The following is a 16,398-nucleotide window of genomic DNA, read 5'->3' on the forward strand; positions in this document are numbered from 1 at the left end:
TGAACTAGCGTCAGCCGCGCCGCCTCCCAAATGAGAGACCGTCAACAGCTGGAGCCGGCCATGGCTAAAGCCCTGCAGGAATACGCGCGCAAACGCGACTTCAATGCCACGCCCGAGCCCAGCGGCAAGACTGGCCGGGCCAAGCGAGCCCACGCCCTGCAGTTCTGTATCCAGAAACATGATGCCAGCCACCTGCACTATGACTTCCGCCTGGAGCTCGATGGCACGCTGAAAAGCTGGGCGATCCCCAAAGGCCCCTCGCTGGACCCGAAAGTGCGGCGCCTGGCCGTGCATGTGGAGGATCACCCGCTCGACTACGCCGACTTCGAAGGCCACATCCCAGAGGGCCACTACGGTGCCGGCGATGTCATCGTCTGGGACAAAGGGGTTTGGGAGCCCGAGGGTGATGCACGCCAGGGTTATGCCAAGGGCAAACTGCGCTTTCGCCTGCAGGGCGAGAAACTCAGCGGGGTGTGGAACCTGTTCCGCACACACCTGGCCGGCAAAAAGGAGCAATGGATGCTGGTCAAGTCCCACGATGCCCAGGCCCGCAGCGAAGCGGAGTACAGCATCGTCGAGGCGCAACCCGATAGCGTGATCAGCGACCGCACGTTACTGCCACGCGGCGCGGTAAAGGCCGCCAAGGCAACCGGTAAGCCCCGCCGCAAACGCGGGAAGAACATACCCTTGCCAGAGCAACTGCACCCTCAACTGGCAACCTTGGTCGACTCGCCCCCCAGCGGCGACTGGCGTTACGAGGTCAAGTTCGACGGTTATCGCATTCTCGCCCGCGTCGAGGGCGACGATGTTCGCCTGTTCACCCGTAACGGCCATGACTGGAGCGCCAAGATGCCCAGGCAGGTAGCCGCTTTGCGTGCACTAGGCATCGATGCGGCGTGGCTCGATGGTGAAATGGTGGTTGTTGACGAACACGGCGTAGCGGACTTCCAAGCCTTGCAGAACGCGTTCGATACCGAGCAGGACGGGCGTATCACCTACTACCTGTTCGACCTGCCATTTCTCGGTGGCGAGGATTTGCGCCAGGTGCCGTTGCAGGATCGGCGCAAGGCCTTGAGCCAACTGCTCGAACATGCCGAATCGGACGTGCTTAAGTTTTCTGCCGACTTTGACGAGCCGGTCGATTCGCTGCTCGACAGCGCCTGCAGGCTGGAACTCGAAGGCCTGATCGGCAAGCGCGCCGACAGCCCTTATATCGGGCGGCGCAGCGCTGATTGGGTCAAGCTCAAGTGCAAGCAGCGCCAAGAGTTCGTCATTGTCGGCTTTACCGACCCCAAAGGCAGCCGCAGCGGCTTCGGCGCCCTGTTGCTCGCGCTGCATGACAACGACAGTGGCGAGCTGCGTTATGCCGGCAAGGTCGGTACCGGGTTCAGCGCCACCACCTTGGCCAGCATCCACGCCCGGCTCAAACCACTGGAAATTGCCAAGCCCGCCTTGCCACGGCCGCCCACCGGCGCCGAAGCCCGGGGTGTGCACTGGCTCAAACCGCAGTTGCTGGCCGAAGTGGCCTACGCACAGATGACCCGCGACGGCGTGGTGCGCCATTCGGTGTTCCATGGCCTGCGCGACGACAAGCCCGCCAGCGCCATCGACCTGGAGCGTGCCATGCCCGCCAAGACCGTGCCCAAGCACAAGCAGGCCAAGGCGCCCGAAACACTGGGCGACCTGCGCCTGACCCACCCGGACCGCGTCATTGACGCCACCACCGGGGTGAACAAACGCCAGATTGCGCACTACTACGCCGCCGTCAGCCAGTGGCTCCTACCGCACCTGAAGGATCGCCCCGTGGCGCTGGTGCGTGCCCCGGACGGCCTGGGCGGCGAACTGTTCTTCCAGAAGAACGCCGGCCAGCTCCATATCCCTAATGTGCTCAGCTACGACAAGGCCCAAGCCGGCCAAGCGGCGATGGTCATCAACCGCCCTGACACCCTGCTCGTCGCGGTGCAGATGAACATGCTCGAGCTGCACACCTGGAACGCAACCGACAAGGACTTCGAAAAGCCCGACCGTTTCGTGCTCGACCTGGACCCCGACCCCGCCCTCCCCTGGAAGGCCATGATCGAAGCCACCCAGCTGACCTTGACCCTGCTCGACGAGCTGGGCCTGCAGGTGTTCCTGAAAACCAGTGGTGGCAAGGGGATGCACCTTGTAGTGCCGTTGACCCGTCGTGCAGGTTGGGACGAGGTGAAGGACTTCAGCCACGCCATCGTCGATTACCTGGCCAAGCTGTTCCCCGACCGGCTCAGCGCCGTGTCCGGGCCCAAGAATCGGGTCGGGCGCATCTTCATCGACTACCTGCGCAATGGCAAAGGCGCCACGACCGCCTGCGCCTATTCATTGCGCGCCCGTGAAGGCCTCCCGGTGTCGGTGCCGATCTGGCGCGAGGAATTGGCCCAGCTCAAAGGTGCAGACCAGTGGCACATCGGCAACCTGCATGAACGCCTGGCCGATCTGGACGACCCCTGGGCGGACCTGGGCAAGGTCCGCCAGTCGATCACCGCGCGCATGCGCAAGCAACTGGGGCTGGCCTGATGGAACACGGGGTCGCATTACCGCACATCGCCATGGAGCCGACTCGATGAGCATCATCCAGGATTTCGACCTGACCAACCTAGACCGGCTGTTGCGCACCTTCAGCGAGCGCCCGCAGCCCTTGAACCTCGATACTCAACTGCCGCAGCTGCTACAGGCACTGCAGGCTGACCATCTGGACCTGTTGCCACTACCCGGGCAAGGCAATACGCTGCGGCGTTGGCAGACCTTGGCGCGGGTGGCCGGCTGCGATCTGGCACTGGCCAAACTCTACGAGGGTCACACCGACGCGCTGGCCATCCTCGCCGAATGCGGCGCGGCGCACCAGGCGCTGGATGGGGTCTGGGGCGTGTGGGCGGCGGAGCCGCCGGATGCGCGTGCACGCATCGTCGCACGTGAGGGCGATCAGGTTCGCCTGAGCGGGCGCAAGGCCTGGTGCTCCGGCGCGTTGCAGATCGACCGGGCGTTGATTACCGCCTGGGCCGACGATGACCAGCCACAGCTGGTCGCCATTGAACTGTCTGAGCCTAGCCAAGGCCTGGCGATCGAGCAGTGGCAGGCCGTGGGCATGGCGACCACCTGCAGCGTGGAGGTGGAATTCAACGACACCCCCGGCATCGCCATCGGCCAGCCGGGCCAGTACCTGCGGCGGCCAGGCTTCTGGCATGGCGGCGCCGGTATCGCGGCCTGCTGGTACGGTGCAGCCCAAGCGCTGGCCGACTACCTGCGCGAGCATTGCCGCAACCCGCGCCCCGACCCCCACGCCGACGCCCACCTGGGTGCGGTCGATGCTGCCTTGTTCGGCGCCCGTGCGGCCCTGCGTGAATGTGCCGCCTGGATTGACCGCGACCCCCGTGCGGATGCCAGCTTTGTGGTACGCCGTACCCGCGCCCAGGTCGAGCACGCGGTCGAACACGTGATCAGCCATGTCGCACGGGCACTGGGCGCTACACCTTTTTGCCGCAGCGGCCACTTTGCTCGGCTCAGTGCCGACTTGCCGGTGTACGTGCGCCAAAGCCATGCCGAGCGCGACTTGGCTGCCCTGGGTCAACAGTTGGCCCACCTCCCCGCAGGAGCCTGGCAGCTATGAGCGAAAACCTGATTCAGGCCGCCAGCGGCACGCCATGGTCAGACTGGCAGCATTCGGCCCATCTGGCCCGAGCCACGTGGGTAAACCCGCAACAACTGTGCCCTCCAGGGCGTCGTCTGGTGCTCATCGCCCCCCATCCTGATGATGAAATTCTCATGGCGGGCGGGCTGCTGGCAGGGTTCGCCGGGCGCGAGCAAGACCTGGTGCTGATCTCCGCCACCGATGGTGAGGGCAGCCACCCTGGCTCTGAACGCTGGACCGAGCACAACCTGCGTCATCAGCGGCCGCTGGAAAGCCGCCAGGCGTTGCAGCACCTGGGCTTGGAGCTGAACCGGTTGGACTGGCGCCGGCTCAACCTCAGGGATGGCAGCTTGCCGCGAGAAGAAGCGTTTCTGGTCAACCACCTGAGCCAGTTACTGCAACCTGATGACCTGCTGATGGCGACCTGGCGCAACGATGGCCATTGCGACCATGAGGCGGTGGGCCGCGCCGCCGCTCAGGCGGCCCTGGCACGCAAGGCTGCGCTGCTGGAAGTCCCGGTCTGGGCCTGGCACTGGGCGCAGCCGGACGACCCTCGCCTGCCCTGGCCTCGCGCACACCGCATCCAGCTCGACGAGTCACTGGTCGCGCGCAAGCGCAAGGCCCTGGCGGCCCACGTCAGCCAGCTGGAGCCAGACCAGGGGCGCGCGCCGGTGCTGCCCTCGCACCTGCTGGAGTGTCTGCTGCAACCTTTCGAACTGGTGTTCATGTAGAACGGAGTGGTCATGAGCCTCGATGCGCAATATTTCGCTGATCTGTATGCCTGTAACGAAGACCCCTGGGCGTTTCGCACCCGCTGGTACGAGAAGCGCAAGCGCGACCTGCTGATGGCCTGCCTGCCGCGCCAGTGTTACCAGCGCGTGTTCGAACCCGCCTGTGCCAACGGCGAGCTCAGCGCGCTGCTGGCCGAGCGCTGTGCAGAGTTGCTGTGCCAGGACCTTGACCCCACCGCCGTGGGGTTGGCCCGGGATCGCCTGGCGGGCGCCCCGCACGCCTCGGTTGACCTGGCCCGGTTGCCTGGCGACTGGCCGGGCGGGCGTTTCGACCTGATCGTGCTCAGTGAACTGGGCTATTACCTGGACCCCACCGACTGGCTGCAGGTGATCGAACAATCGGTGGCCAGTCTGACCTATGACGGCGGCTTGCTGGCTTGCCATTGGAAACATCCGATTGCAGGCTGCCCGCAAGACGGCCGCGAGGTGCACCGGATGTTGGCCAAGCACCTGTCGCTGTTCCCTGTGTTCCACCATGAGGAAGCCGATTTCGTCATGGAGTACTGGTCGTGTCAGCCCAGCGTGGTCGACCTGGATGAGACCTGCCTATGATTGCCGTCGTGATTCCGGCGCACAACGAGGCGCGCCGCCTGGGGCGTTGCCTGGTGGCCATGCGCGCCGCCGTCGCCATGGCTGAACAGGCCGGCCATCAGGTCGAAGTGCTGGTGGTGCTGGACCGCTGCAGCGATGGCAGCGCCGCAGTGGCCGCTCGCCATGGCGTGCGGACGTTGGCGGTGGAGGCAGGCAGCGTCGGTATGGCGCGCCGGCTCGGCGCAGCGCAGATGCTTGAGCGTGGCGCTCGCTGGCTGGCCTGCACGGATGCCGACAGCCAGGTGCCTGCGCACTGGCTGCTGTCGCAACTGGCCTGCACGGCCGAGGTGGTGTGCGGCACCGTGCATATCGGATGCTGGCAGCCCTGGCAGCGAGCCGCACTGCGAAAGCTCTACCGCAGCAGGTACCAGGCGTGCGAGGGGCACAGGCATATCCACGGTGCCAATCTTGGCGTGTGTGCCCGTGCGTATGAGCGTGTGGGGGGCTTTCAGCCACTGGCGGCGCATGAGGATGTGCAACTGGTGAAAGACCTGGAGGCCAGTGGTGCACAGATCGTCTGGACCGCCCGGCACAGCGTGGCCACCAGTAGCCGGCGCAACAGCCGGGCGCGGGAAGGTTTTGGTGACTACCTGGCGAGCCTGCAGGCTGAGCTCCTGTAGCCTCGCCAGGGTGACCTCGACTTAGCCGAGCGACGCCTGGCCACGCACGACGCAGTGGCCGGGCTTCACGACGCTTTGCGCGTGCGCTTGGCCGGCTTCTTGTCATCCGTGGGTTTCTTGCCCCCTTTGCCACCGAGGCTGCGTTTGAGCAGCTCGGTAAGGTCGATGATGTCGGCACCTTTCTCGGTTTCGCCGCCCTCGCCTTTTTCCACCACGCTGATCTTGCCTTTGCTGGCCTTTTCCTCGACCAGGTCCATGATGGTCTGGCGAAATGCGTCGTGGTATTCCTCCGGTGCCCACGACCCGCTCATGTCCTCCACCAGCCGCTTGGCCATCTCCAGTTCACGCTTGTCGACCTTGGTGTCAGTGACGCTCTTGTCCAGTTCCAAGGTGTCCAGCCCGCGCACCTCCTCAGGCCAGCGCAAGGTAATCATGACCAGCGCATCCTCCAGCGGACGCAGCAGCGCCAGGTGTTGGCGGGTGTGCAGGACCACTGTGGCCAGCGCGACCTTGCCGGTACTCTCCAGGGTGTCGCGCAGCAGCGCATACACTTTGCCGCCACGGCGGTCAGGGCTCAGGTAGTACGGGGTATCGAACTGCTGCAGCGGGATTTCACTGGCCGCCACGAACGAGAAGATGTCGATGGTCTGGGTCGCTTCGGGCCGAGCTTTGCGGATTTCTTCTTCGCTGATCACCACATAACGGCCTTTCTCGTACTCCACCCCTTTGACGATGTTCTCTTTGTCGATTTCCTTGCCGGTCACCTTGTTGATCCGTTTGTAGCCCACAGGCTCCATGCTGCGCTTGTCGAGCCAGTCGAAATCGACCCGCTCGGTGCGCACCGCCGTATTGAGCGAGACCGGGATATGCACCAGGCCGAAACTGATCGCGCCTTTCCAGATTGCCCTGGCCATGTGGCCCTCCTAAGGGTGCTGGGGTTGAACGGGTTCGCTGTACCGCAACGCGCCACAGCGTTCGCACAGTTGACAGTGCAGCCCGGCCACGTCCGGGTTGGCCATGGCACGCCAGTGGCAGCCACGCAGCAGGCAGACGAAGCTCATCAGCCACCTCCTTGGCCTGAAAAAGGTCAGGCGCTTAATGGAAATGACTCCCCAGCCTGCAGAAGGTTTAGCCCATCTGCTCCGGTGGCAGAGTGTTCAACCTGTGCAGGTGAACAACACGCGCTTGAACGCTTCGGCGGCGAGGTGAACCTGCACCGACCAGTCGCCAGCCGCGTCGCTGCCGGCGTCATCGGAGATGTACTTGAGGCAAACAAAGGGGATACCTTCGCTGCGGGCGATCAACGCCAGTACATAAGCCTCCATGTCGACGATGTCGTAGGGCGCGTCGCCGTGGTTGATTTCGAAGCTGTCGCCGCTGCCGCACGTGCCCAGCGGCAACCCAGGCATCGCATGGCCGTGCTCAAGCAGTACCGGAATATCCGCAAACGGCGTCTCGTAGCGGGCAAAGCCCAGAGGGGTCACGTCCATGTCACGCTGCACGAACCGCGTACAACAGACCACCTCGCCCTTGTTACGGCCCTGGCCGCCGGCCGAGCCGAGGTTGACGATCAGTTTCGGTCGTCGCTGGTGGATAGCCCGGGTCAGCGCAATGGCAGCATTGACCTTGCCGATCCCAGTGAACACGGTATTCATCTCGTCAAACAGGCTGCCGGCCTCGGCTTCGAGGGCGAAGACAAAGAGGGTGTCAGCCAGAGAAATATCGGGGAATTGCTTGGTCAGCATCATGGAGCGGGCGGGTCCTAATGGCTTGCGGAAGGCGCAGCCATTGTCGGTGAACCCTGTCTAATTGCAAGCGGCCCTGCCGGACCTGGGGCTGCACGCCCTTGGGCCAGAACCAGGTCGACGACGGCGTGCAGTGCCTGGGCAGCGCTGGCGCCGTGCTCGGTGGCCTGGTGCAGGCAGGTGAGCTGGTGATCGGCGCTGGTGCCTTCACGCAAAATGCCTTGGGCATGCTGGAACGAACGCTCGGCGTCGATCGTCTCGACAGGGTACATCGCCTGCAACTGGGCCAGCCAGGCCAGGGCCGTGACCGGCTGCTGGTCATGTATTCCGATGAACTGGGCGCTGCGGCCGTACCGCAGGGCGCGCCAGTAATTTTCCTGGGTAACCCAGCGCAGTTCGCGGTTGAGTGGCGCTGCCACGTGCTGCGCCAGCAGGCAGTGCTCCACCAGGTGGCGGAACACACCGGCCACGCACACCGCGTCCTCCAGTGCGGGGCACGCGTCGCAGATGCGCAGCTCCACGGTTGGAAAGCGCCGCGAGGGCCGTATCGCCCACCAGAAGTCGCCTTCCTCGGCCAATGCCCCGGTCCGCTGCAGCAGCGCACGGTAGCGCAGGTACGCCGACCAGTCGGGCAGCGGCTCCGGCAAGCCCATGTGCGGCCATTCCCCGCAGATCACGCGGCGATAGCTGCTGTAACCGGTCACCTGCCCTGACCACAGCGGCGAGGATGTGCTGAGTGCGAGCAGCAATGGCAGCCAGTACAGCAGCCGGTTGATCAACTGCATGCGGTCGCAGCCGGGTGGGACGCCGATGTGCACGTGCAGCCCGTTGAGCAGGCTGCGCCGTGCCACGTGCTGGTAGTCGTCGAACAATTGCCGGTAGTGGACCGTGGTCCTGGCTTTTTGCCGCCGCCACGCGGCCGTGGGATGGCTACCGGCGCAATACAGGCCAACGCCTTCCTCGCTCAGGCTCTCGTTCAACTGCTGACGGGTGTCGTTGAGGAAATTACGGGCTTCGAACAGGCTGCCGAATACCGGTGAGGCGACTTCGATCTGGCTGCAGAACATCTCTTCGGCGTAGTACCTGCCCAACACTTGCCGGCACCGCTTGGTCACCGCCTGCGAAGGCTTTGCCAGCACACGTCTGCTGGCAAGGTCCACCAGCAGGTACTCTTCTTCGATGCCGAATGAGCAGGCCCGGTCCATGTCCGTCACGCGCTACGGTTTACAGTGAGCGCCACCGCCGCAATCCGTTCAACGTGTTCGTACCCCGGCTCGAGCAGTTGCTCGCCGAACACATCAGGGTCCACTTCCCGGTAGGTCCAGGCCCATTGCGGCCCGGCCAGGCGTAGGCGGACGGCTTCAAGCAAGGCGTCGCGACCCTCGACGATGGCCACCCCGGTGTACAGCAGCAAAGAGCCGCCGGGGTTCAAGCGCTCGCAGGCCTCTTCGACGATGCGCAACGACAGTTGTGCGCCCAGCGCGCCGCCGCCGTGGCGGTAAGCACGCTGGGCGGTATCGAACATATAGGGTGGATTGGCGACGATGAGGTCGAAGCTGCCGTCGACGCCATCGAGTACATCGCTGGAGGCCAGCGACAGGTTGCTCACCCCCGCCAAGGCGGCGTTGATGGCGGTGTAGCGCAAGGCCAGGGGGTTGATGTCGACAGCGCTGACCTGCGCGTGCTGCGCCGCGCGGGCGATCAGCAAGGCACCGACGCCGCTGCCGCAGCCAATGTCCACGGCGCGCTGCACCGGGGTGGCAGTACGCTGCAGATGGTCATGGATGACTTGGGCAAAGCGATAACTGTCGGGGCCGAAGAACACCGCATCACTGGCCAGGGTCGGGTAAGCGGAGTGCACCAGCAGCAGCTCGTCGAGGGTGGACCAGCGCACCGTGGCGCGCCACAGGCTGCCCTGCTCGCTCAGCACCTGGGCAACGCGCAGTTGCGCCAGCTCATCTGGCGAGAGCAGCGACGCGCCGAATGGTCGGCTCCAGCCGAACACATCGCGCAACGTCGCCGCTCGCTCGCTGCCGGGCCGGGCGTTGTTGCGCGCGTGCGTGGCCGGTGATACGCAGGTGAAGCGGTACCCCTCGGCGCGCAGGCGCCGGCCAAGCTGCAGCAAGGCTTCGTCTGGCTCGCGCATCATCAGTGGGCTGGCTCCTGATCAAGGCCGGTGGCGCGGCAGTAGGCCTGCGTGGCCAGAAGGCCCTCCGGCAAGGCATGACGGTCGCCCGCCATGCGCGCGATCAGCGCCGGCATGCCATCGGCGGCCATCGGGTTGCCGGGCACCGCGTCGAACGTGAGCTTGGCCTCCCACGTTCCGGGAGCGACGCGGCGGATCGGCGGCTGCCAGTCGGCGGCGATCCAGTCATGCCAAAGCTGCTTCTCGTAGGCTGTGAATACGCCATACATCGGCGCACTGGGCCCCTCGATCAATGCCCACCAACGGCTTTGCGCCGGGTCCAGGCCGCGCTTTATCCACCCTTGGGCTTGCAAGGCGGCAACAAAATCCGGCATGGCACCTGGCTCGGCGAGCCATTGGTTGATGGTGCGGTTCTGCACACGGCAGCGGTCGGCATGCATGAACTGCCCGAACACGCGCTTGCGTTCCAGGGCGGTGAACAACTCGGCCTGCAGGTCGAAGCGGCTGATCAGGCTAGGCGTATCCAGGCCCAGGTCGTTCAAGCGATAACCTCGGCGCACACGTTGGTAGAACGCTTGTGCACCTTCCCGGGGGCACAGCTGTTGGAACGCTGCGAGGGATTTGCGTGCGTGGCCGCTGGCAGCGTTGTCGATGGTGACGTGCAGCTGGAAATAGTGACCGTCGATGCCCAGTTCGGCGAGTTCATAGGTCGTGATCAACAAATGCACCGGCGGCTGTTCGTAGCCCAGGTTGTAACCGATCACCTCAGGTAAAAAGGCCTCGCCGTGCTGCCCCAAGGCCAGCTGCAGCGTGCCTTGCAGGTAACGCTCATCTTCCAGGGCGGCGAGCTCCAGGCAGCCGAGGCGGCTTAACAGACGCCGGTAGATCAGCACGTGGTTGCAGCGGGGGTCACCTGCGCCGAGCTCCTCCAGGTAGGTAGTGATCAGGCCGTGGTAACGCGGGTCATCCCAATGGCTCAGGGTACTGTGCAACCAGGCGCCATCGACCGCTTTGGTCGGGGCCACTTGCTGCAGGAACCACAGCGCCTGGGCGCGGTTGCTGAAATAACGCCGGGGCGCGCCTTGGCGGCGTTGTTCCAGGTAGTGGGCATACCCTTGGGCAACCTGAGCGGCGTGGTTGGCACTCCACGCCTGCAGTTGTGAAGGAGTGTCGGGCAGGTCATCGGGTAGGGATTGCGCGCGTGTCAGTTGCTCGGTAAGCCAAGCGGCACTGCTGGGGTCGTGCCCATCGAGCAGCGCCTGGTACCGCTGCTGCAGGCTATCAGGGGCGGCCTTTGCCGCTGCGTTCGCGGCGCTCTTGCAGGTCGTGACCGTCATGCCTCACTCCTCGTGCACTCATTGGCTTTGATTGGCCCGGGGCATGGGCTCAGGGTCCGGTGCAGGCTGGGGAGCCGGCTTGTCGTCGGGTTGCTGCATTTGTAACGAAGGCTTGCTTTGGTCGGCATCCTTGGCCGGATGATCGCTGTCACGGTCGAAACAACCGCCCAACAACGTCAGGCTGCCGAGCAAGGGCAAAAGGCTGATCAGGCGCATGGGTGTTCCTCTCGGTCAGTAAAGCGCCGTGCCGGGTCGCCCCTGCACGGCGCGCGTCACTTACGAACGGCCGCCCTTGCGGCTCGTGTCGCTGGTATGGCCGCCACCGGACTGCTGGCCGCCTTTACGTCCGGCTTCCGAAGCCTTCTCGCGGTCATTGGCGAAATTCCCTGGGTTCTTGGTACCGCCCTGGCTGCCTTGGCCGCCCTGACTGCCGGTACTGCCCTTCTCTTTCTTGTCCATGGTGCGAAACCTCATGTGACTTAGGGGATGCACGACGAATCTGCCGTACATAGGTTCGGAGTTCGGCGATATCGGGGGATTCGTTTTATTGCGAAGCGTTCGGACCGGCGGCATTAAATAAGCGGCCAATGTGTATTTGGTGCGCCAATGGACGGGTCATCGGTCGCGGCCGGTATCCAAGCGTTGCTGGCGAAGCCCCAGCCAGCCACCGGTCAAGCCCCACGCCAGGGCAAGCGCGGCGCCTGTCAGCATGGCCAGCTGCGGGTGTTCGACAAGCATGTCCAGGCCGCGCTTGACCCAACCGCTCAAGGCGTCGCCACCGCGGTAGACCACGGTGTCAATGAAGTTCTTGGCTTTGTACTTGGCCTCGGCTGGCAGGACTGTGAACAGCATTTCCCGCCCCGGCCGCACCAAGGCGTACTCGCCTGCGCGGCGCACCACCATCACCACCACGAACACCGCAAACACCGGGCTCAGGGCCAGCCAGACAAACCCGGCGGCCATTACCAGCGGCACCGCCACCAGCAAAATGCCGACGCCCAACCGCCTGGCCAGCCGGCCAGTGAGAAACACCTGGGTGACAATGGCCAGTGCTTGCACCACGGTGTCGATCAGGCCGAACACCTGGGTCTGTCGGGTACGGTCAGTGAACGTTTCGCTGATGATCCGCGCCTGTTCGAAATACAGGAACGTGCTGACGCTGGCCAACAGCACCACGAACAGGGCAATACCCAGCAGGTAGGACGAGCGCAGCACCGCGGTGGCGCCGGCGAACGGGTTGCCGCCCAGCGGCCGAGAAGCGGGTTGCTCGCCCACGTCAGGCAATGGGTGGCGATCACGCCAGCGCTGCAGGTACCCTGCCGCGCCAACGCTGCCCAGCAGCAACAGCGCGGCCAGCAGCACAAGCCCGGCATGCCCCAGCGGAGCGACCAACAGGGTGCCGAGAATCGGCCCGCTCAGGCCGCCCAGGCTAGCGCCGGCGGCCAGCAGGCCAAACAGGCGCTTGCCCTGGGCGGTGGAAAACAGATCGGTGAGCACGCTCCAGGCCAGCGAGATGGCCAGCAGATTGAACACAGACAGCCAGATGTAAAAGGCTCGCGCCTGCCATACACCGTCCGGGTCGCGGGCAAACACCACGGCAAACAGCACCAGGTTGGCAATGAAGAACCCGTAGGTCCACGGCAGGATATGCCGACGGCGCACGGTCGATGCCAGCCAGCCGAACAGCGGCAAGCAGGCCAGGGTGGCGATGAAGGTGCCGGTGAACAGCCATTGCAGGTTATCGACGCCACCGGCAACGCCCATGGTTTCGCGCACCGGGCGTAGCATGAAATAACCGGTGAACAGCAGGTAGAACAGTGCCAACCCGGCAACCACCGCCGGGCCTTCGCCAGGCTGGATGTTCAGTCCTTGGTCCAGCCGCTTGCGCCAACGGGCCATGGGCTCAGGCGAACTGCTCGATCAGCGCCTGTTGCTGCGCCTGGCTGAGCAAGGGCCCGTGCCCGGCCTTCAGTTGGTCGAGCTGGCGCTCGGGCCGCCCGGTCGCCGGGATGACCGTGGTCACCGCCGGGTGGCTGATGGCGAATTTGAGAAACAGCTGCGCCCAGCTGCCGATGCCTGCTTCTGCCGCCCAGGCAGGCAGGGGCTGGTCCTTGACCCTGGCGAACAGGCGGCCATCGTCGAAGGCACGGTTGATCAGTACCGCGACCCCTTTGCTCTGGCACAGCGGCAGCAGCTCGCGCGCGGCGTGCGGCGCGTTGACCGAATAGTTGATCTGGATGAAGTCCAGCGGTTCGCGGCGCACGATGCTCGCCACTTCGTCGTGCCCGTTGTTCAGGTAATGCGTGATGCCGACATAGCGCGTCTTGCCCTGCTGCTTGAGCTCGCGGGCATACGGCAGTTGGGTCTGCCAGTCACGCAGGTTGTGGATCTGCAGCAGGTCGACCCTGTCGGTGCGCAAGCGCTTGAGGCTATCGGCCCATTGCGCCTGGGCAGCGGCCCGGCTGTCGGCGGCGATCTTGGTGGCGAGGAAGCATTGCCGGTGCCAGCCGCCTTCTTCCAGCAGTTGACCAAGGATGCTGTCGGCCCCGCCATAGTTAGGCGAAGTGTCAATAACGTTGCCGCCGCCGTCGAAAAAGGCCTTGAGCACCACGTTGAGCTGCTGGTATTCGGCAGACCCCGCCTGGACCTCGAAACTGCCGGAGGTACCGGCACCGATCACGGGTAAGGCTTCACCGGTGGAGGGGACCGTACGGGTCAACAGCCCGCCGGCACTGGCCGCGTGCAGCCAGGGGCTGCAGGCCAGCAGCCCCAACGCGGCACTGGCGCGTAGGACATCGCGACGTGCATACATGGCAAAGTTCCCGTCATGAGTCGGAAACTTCCAAGGCTAGTCGCTCTACCTCACCCCCGCCGGTGAATCTGTGTCTGGATATTTAGTGATCAATCGTGCAGCAGCAGGCTAAGGTCCAGACCAGCCACGCCCATTGGCGGGCACCAGTAGTAACCACCGGTCAATGGACGGCTGAAGCGGTACAGGCCATCGATGATGCCGTCTTCCAGGCCGCTCATGCGTCGCAGCTGTACTTCGAAGGCATCGAAACTGTGGCCCAGCGCGACGAATGCCAGGCCGGCGCCGCGGCTGTCGGCCCAGGCCACCGAACGGCGCACCATGAATGCCTCTGGCGCGAAGCTCTCTTGGGCGGTGCGCTTGACGTGCGCCGACGCCGGCGCGTCATCGAGCTCTTCGTTGTCGCTCAGGCGACGGCCGATGATGTTGTCCTGATCTGCTTGGGGCAGTGACTTGAAATAGCTCAGGTCGTGTTTCCATAGCTGGAACGCGGCGAAACAGGAGCCCGCCAGGCCCGGCTGGCCATCGGCAACGATGGCGGCTTCGACGGCGTCCTGGTCCACTGGGTTTTCGGTGCCGTCCTCATAGCCCGTCAGGTCATGGCCGCCACGGTGCAGAAAACCGTCAACACTGTCGGCCAGGACCAACGCCGGAGCAACCAGCTGTTGCAGTGCATCGGCCTGCAACAGCAGGTCGCCGCGTTCGTTGCCACGCAGCCACAGCCACAGCGCGTGCTGGGTGCTCGGGTTCTCCACCACCGCGTCCAGCTGGGGGAAGGCACGCAGGCCTGGCACCTGCCGGCCCAGCGCCTTGACCAAAGGGGCGCCGAAGCCTGCGATCAGGCGCTGGCCATCCACGTGTGGCAGCAGTGCGTCCAGTACGGCGGGCAGCGCTTCAGGCGACTGCAGGGTGAAGAACAGGTGGCGGGCATGGGCCGGCACCGGGGTGGCAAGCAGACCTTGCTGGAACGGCATGACAGGCTAATCCTTGGCAAAAGCGCGAATGCTACTGCGCGCAGCGCGCCATCGCAACGCGGCATGCAGGCGCTGCGTACACAACGCCTTGACCTGCCGCGGTAACAAAAGGTTACCAAGTGCTGGCGCAATGCAATTAGCTACCCGTTGAACCATGCCTAGACTGCTTTGATCCTTCGCCCGAGTAGCCGCCAATGACCGCCTCGCCTCTACTGACTGCCTTCCTTCCCCTGGCCCTGGGCATCATCATGCTGGGCCTGGGGCTGTCGCTGACCCTGGCCGACTTCGCCCGCGTGGTGAAGTACCCCAAGCCCGTACTTGTCGGGCTGGCCTGCCAGATCCTGCTGCTGCCGTTCATTTGCTTCCTGATCGCCAACGGCTTTGGCCTGGAGTCGGCCCTGGCGGTCGGCCTGATGCTGCTGGCCGCTTCGCCAGGCGGCACCACCGCCAACCTGTTCAGCCACCTGGCCCACGGTGATGTGGCGCTGAACATCACCCTCACCGCAGTCAACTCGTTGATCGCGATCCTGACCATGCCGTTGTTGGTGAACCTGTCGCTGAGCTGGTTCATGGCGTCGGACCAGGCCATCCCGCTGCAATTTGCCAAGGTCATGCAAGTGTTCGCCATCGTCCTGCTGCCGGTCGCCCTGGGCATGCTGATACGTCACTGGGCGCCCGGTTTTGCCGCACGCATGGAGAAACCCATGAAACTGGTGGCGGCGCTGTTCCTGGCGTTCACCATTGTTCTGGCCCTGGCCAAAGACTGGCAGACCGTGGTCGAGTACGCACCGGTGGTTGGGCTGGCGGCGCTGCTGTTCAACCTGATAAGCCTGACGTTGGGTTACTGGGTGCCGCGGCTGCTTAGCATCCCCAAGCGCCAGGCAATTGCGATCGGCATGGAAATCGGCATCCACAACGGCACTTTGGCGATCGCGCTGGCGTTGAGCCCTTCGCTGTTGAACAACGCCACCATGGCGGTGCCTGCGGCGCTGTACAGCCTGATCATGTTCTTCACGGCGGCTGGGTTTGGCTGGTGGGTCAGCCGTGGGCACACTGGCGCTGCAACACAAGGCGATGGCGAACCCGTGAATTGATACCCTCAGCAGCGCCCGCGCCGGCGTTGCAACTGGCGCTTGAGCACCTTCAGCGGTGGTGCATAGAAAAAGCCGAACGACACGCTGCCCGTGCGCCCCTTCACCGCGTGGTGCAGGCGGTGGGCACGGTGCAGGCGCTTGAGGTAGCGGCTGACTGGCCGTGGCTTGCGCGGCCAGTGCCGATGAAAGAAGCCATCGTGGGCCAGCACATACAGCAGGCCGTAGCCGGCCACTCCGCCGCCGACCCACTGTAGCGGCGCATGGCCGGCCTTGCCCAGTGCCACCAACGCTGCGGCGATCAAGCCCAGGGCCACCAGGTACAGGTCGTTGGTCTCGAGCATGCCCAGGTGCGGTTCATGGTGCGAACGGTGCAGCCACCAGCCCCAGCCATGCATGATGTACTTGTGCGCCAGCGTGCCGACGCCTTCCATGGCCACCAGGGTGCCGAGCAGCACGAGGAAATTGAACAGCATGTAACGGTCCGGGGGATAGCAGAGGGTCGCGCAAGGGTACCGATTGCCGGCGTTTTTTTCCATGGAGTGCCGACGGCTGTAGCGCATTTCCTTATGAAGCCATTGTCATGTTTTTACCCTTGACCCTGCGCAACCAGCGGCGTAAGGTCCACCCGCA

General features: G+C 64.6%; 18 protein-coding genes. 6 read left to right on the top strand and 12 right to left on the bottom strand.

What is annotated here, in order from left to right:
* Positions 1-60 precede the first annotated feature (60 nt).
* The 5 genes from ligD to L6D80_RS02455 are packed head-to-tail and all read left to right on the top strand — an operon-like array spanning position 61 to position 5,663.
* Entirely contained in the window at positions 61-2,550 is a 2,490-nt protein-coding gene (gene ligD / locus L6D80_RS02435; RefSeq protein ID WP_236183028.1) for a DNA ligase D, read from the top strand.
* 46 nt (positions 2,551-2,596) lie between these two features.
* Entirely contained in the window at positions 2,597-3,640 is a 1,044-nt protein-coding gene (locus L6D80_RS02440) for an acyl-CoA dehydrogenase family protein (protein ID WP_176513910.1), read from the top strand.
* Positions 3,637-4,392 (top strand): PIG-L deacetylase family protein, encoded by a 756-nt coding sequence (locus L6D80_RS02445; protein ID WP_176513913.1) that lies wholly within the window; start codon positions 3,637-3,639, stop codon positions 4,390-4,392. Before L6D80_RS02440 ends, L6D80_RS02445 begins: the two co-directional genes overlap by 4 nt.
* A 12-nt stretch (positions 4,393-4,404) precedes the next feature.
* Entirely contained in the window at positions 4,405-5,004 is a 600-nt protein-coding gene (locus L6D80_RS02450) for a class I SAM-dependent methyltransferase (protein WP_054902537.1), read from the top strand.
* A complete protein-coding gene (locus L6D80_RS02455; RefSeq protein WP_176513915.1) occupies positions 5,001-5,663 on the top strand; it encodes a glycosyltransferase family 2 protein in 663 nt (220 codons plus the stop codon). The genes L6D80_RS02450 and L6D80_RS02455 overlap by 4 nt, the downstream gene beginning before the upstream one ends.
* A gap of 65 nt (positions 5,664-5,728) precedes the next feature.
* On the opposite strand, the gene ku is transcribed toward L6D80_RS02455, so the two are convergent.
* From ku to L6D80_RS02510, 11 genes are all read right to left on the bottom strand, one after another.
* A complete protein-coding gene (gene ku / locus L6D80_RS02460; RefSeq protein ID WP_176513917.1) occupies positions 5,729-6,577 on the bottom strand; it encodes a non-homologous end joining protein Ku in 849 nt (282 codons plus the stop codon).
* A 9-nt stretch (positions 6,578-6,586) separates the two neighbouring features.
* Positions 6,587-6,724, bottom strand: a complete 138-nt coding sequence (locus L6D80_RS02465; protein ID WP_176513920.1) for a PSPA7_2676 family Cys-rich small protein — start codon at positions 6,722-6,724, stop codon at positions 6,587-6,589.
* A gap of 96 nt (positions 6,725-6,820) precedes the next feature.
* Positions 6,821-7,411, bottom strand: coding sequence for a 5'-methylthioadenosine/S-adenosylhomocysteine nucleosidase family protein (locus tag L6D80_RS02470; protein ID WP_054902540.1), 591 nt, complete (start codon positions 7,409-7,411; stop codon positions 6,821-6,823).
* Between the two features lie 14 nt (positions 7,412-7,425).
* Positions 7,426-8,613: a carboxylate-amine ligase gene (locus tag L6D80_RS02475; protein ID WP_176513927.1), complete on the bottom strand. Its 1,188-nt coding sequence runs from the start codon at positions 8,611-8,613 to the stop codon at positions 7,426-7,428.
* A 5-nt stretch (positions 8,614-8,618) separates the two neighbouring features.
* The gene (locus tag L6D80_RS02480) at positions 8,619-9,557 is read right to left on the bottom strand and encodes a N5-glutamine methyltransferase family protein (RefSeq protein ID WP_176513929.1); all 939 of its coding nucleotides are present in this window, start codon (positions 9,555-9,557) and stop codon (positions 8,619-8,621) included.
* Positions 9,557-10,891, bottom strand: a complete 1,335-nt coding sequence (locus tag L6D80_RS02485) for an iron-containing redox enzyme family protein (protein ID WP_176513931.1) — start codon at positions 10,889-10,891, stop codon at positions 9,557-9,559. The genes L6D80_RS02480 and L6D80_RS02485 overlap by 1 nt, the downstream gene beginning before the upstream one ends.
* 18 nt (positions 10,892-10,909) lie before the next feature.
* The gene (locus L6D80_RS02490) at positions 10,910-11,107 is read right to left on the bottom strand and encodes a hypothetical protein (protein WP_054902543.1); all 198 of its coding nucleotides are present in this window, start codon (positions 11,105-11,107) and stop codon (positions 10,910-10,912) included.
* A gap of 60 nt (positions 11,108-11,167) precedes the next feature.
* The gene (locus tag L6D80_RS02495; RefSeq protein ID WP_054902544.1) at positions 11,168-11,350 is read right to left on the bottom strand and encodes a con-10 family general stress protein; all 183 of its coding nucleotides are present in this window, start codon (positions 11,348-11,350) and stop codon (positions 11,168-11,170) included.
* A gap of 156 nt (positions 11,351-11,506) precedes the next feature.
* A complete protein-coding gene (locus L6D80_RS02500; protein WP_176513933.1) occupies positions 11,507-12,790 on the bottom strand; it encodes an NTP/NDP exchange transporter in 1,284 nt (427 codons plus the stop codon).
* A 4-nt stretch (positions 12,791-12,794) separates the two neighbouring features.
* Positions 12,795-13,703, bottom strand: coding sequence for an aldo/keto reductase (locus L6D80_RS02505; RefSeq protein ID WP_176513935.1), 909 nt, complete (start codon positions 13,701-13,703; stop codon positions 12,795-12,797).
* Between the two features lie 89 nt (positions 13,704-13,792).
* A complete protein-coding gene (locus tag L6D80_RS02510) occupies positions 13,793-14,674 on the bottom strand; it encodes a Dyp-type peroxidase (RefSeq protein WP_176513936.1) in 882 nt (293 codons plus the stop codon).
* Positions 14,675-14,868: 194 nt separating this feature from the next.
* Between L6D80_RS02510 and L6D80_RS02515 the strand changes: the two genes are divergently transcribed.
* The gene (locus tag L6D80_RS02515; RefSeq protein ID WP_054902548.1) at positions 14,869-15,768 is read left to right on the top strand and encodes a bile acid:sodium symporter family protein; all 900 of its coding nucleotides are present in this window, start codon (positions 14,869-14,871) and stop codon (positions 15,766-15,768) included.
* A gap of 5 nt (positions 15,769-15,773) precedes the next feature.
* On the opposite strand, the gene L6D80_RS02520 is transcribed toward L6D80_RS02515, so the two are convergent.
* Entirely contained in the window at positions 15,774-16,241 is a 468-nt protein-coding gene (locus L6D80_RS02520; RefSeq protein ID WP_054902582.1) for a sterol desaturase family protein, read from the bottom strand.
* Between the last annotated feature and the right edge of the window lie 157 nt (positions 16,242-16,398).

Origin of the sequence: Pseudomonas ceruminis (genome assembly GCF_021602025.1) — a bacterium.
Taxonomy (GTDB): Bacteria; Pseudomonadota; Gammaproteobacteria; order Pseudomonadales; family Pseudomonadaceae; genus Aquipseudomonas; species Aquipseudomonas ceruminis.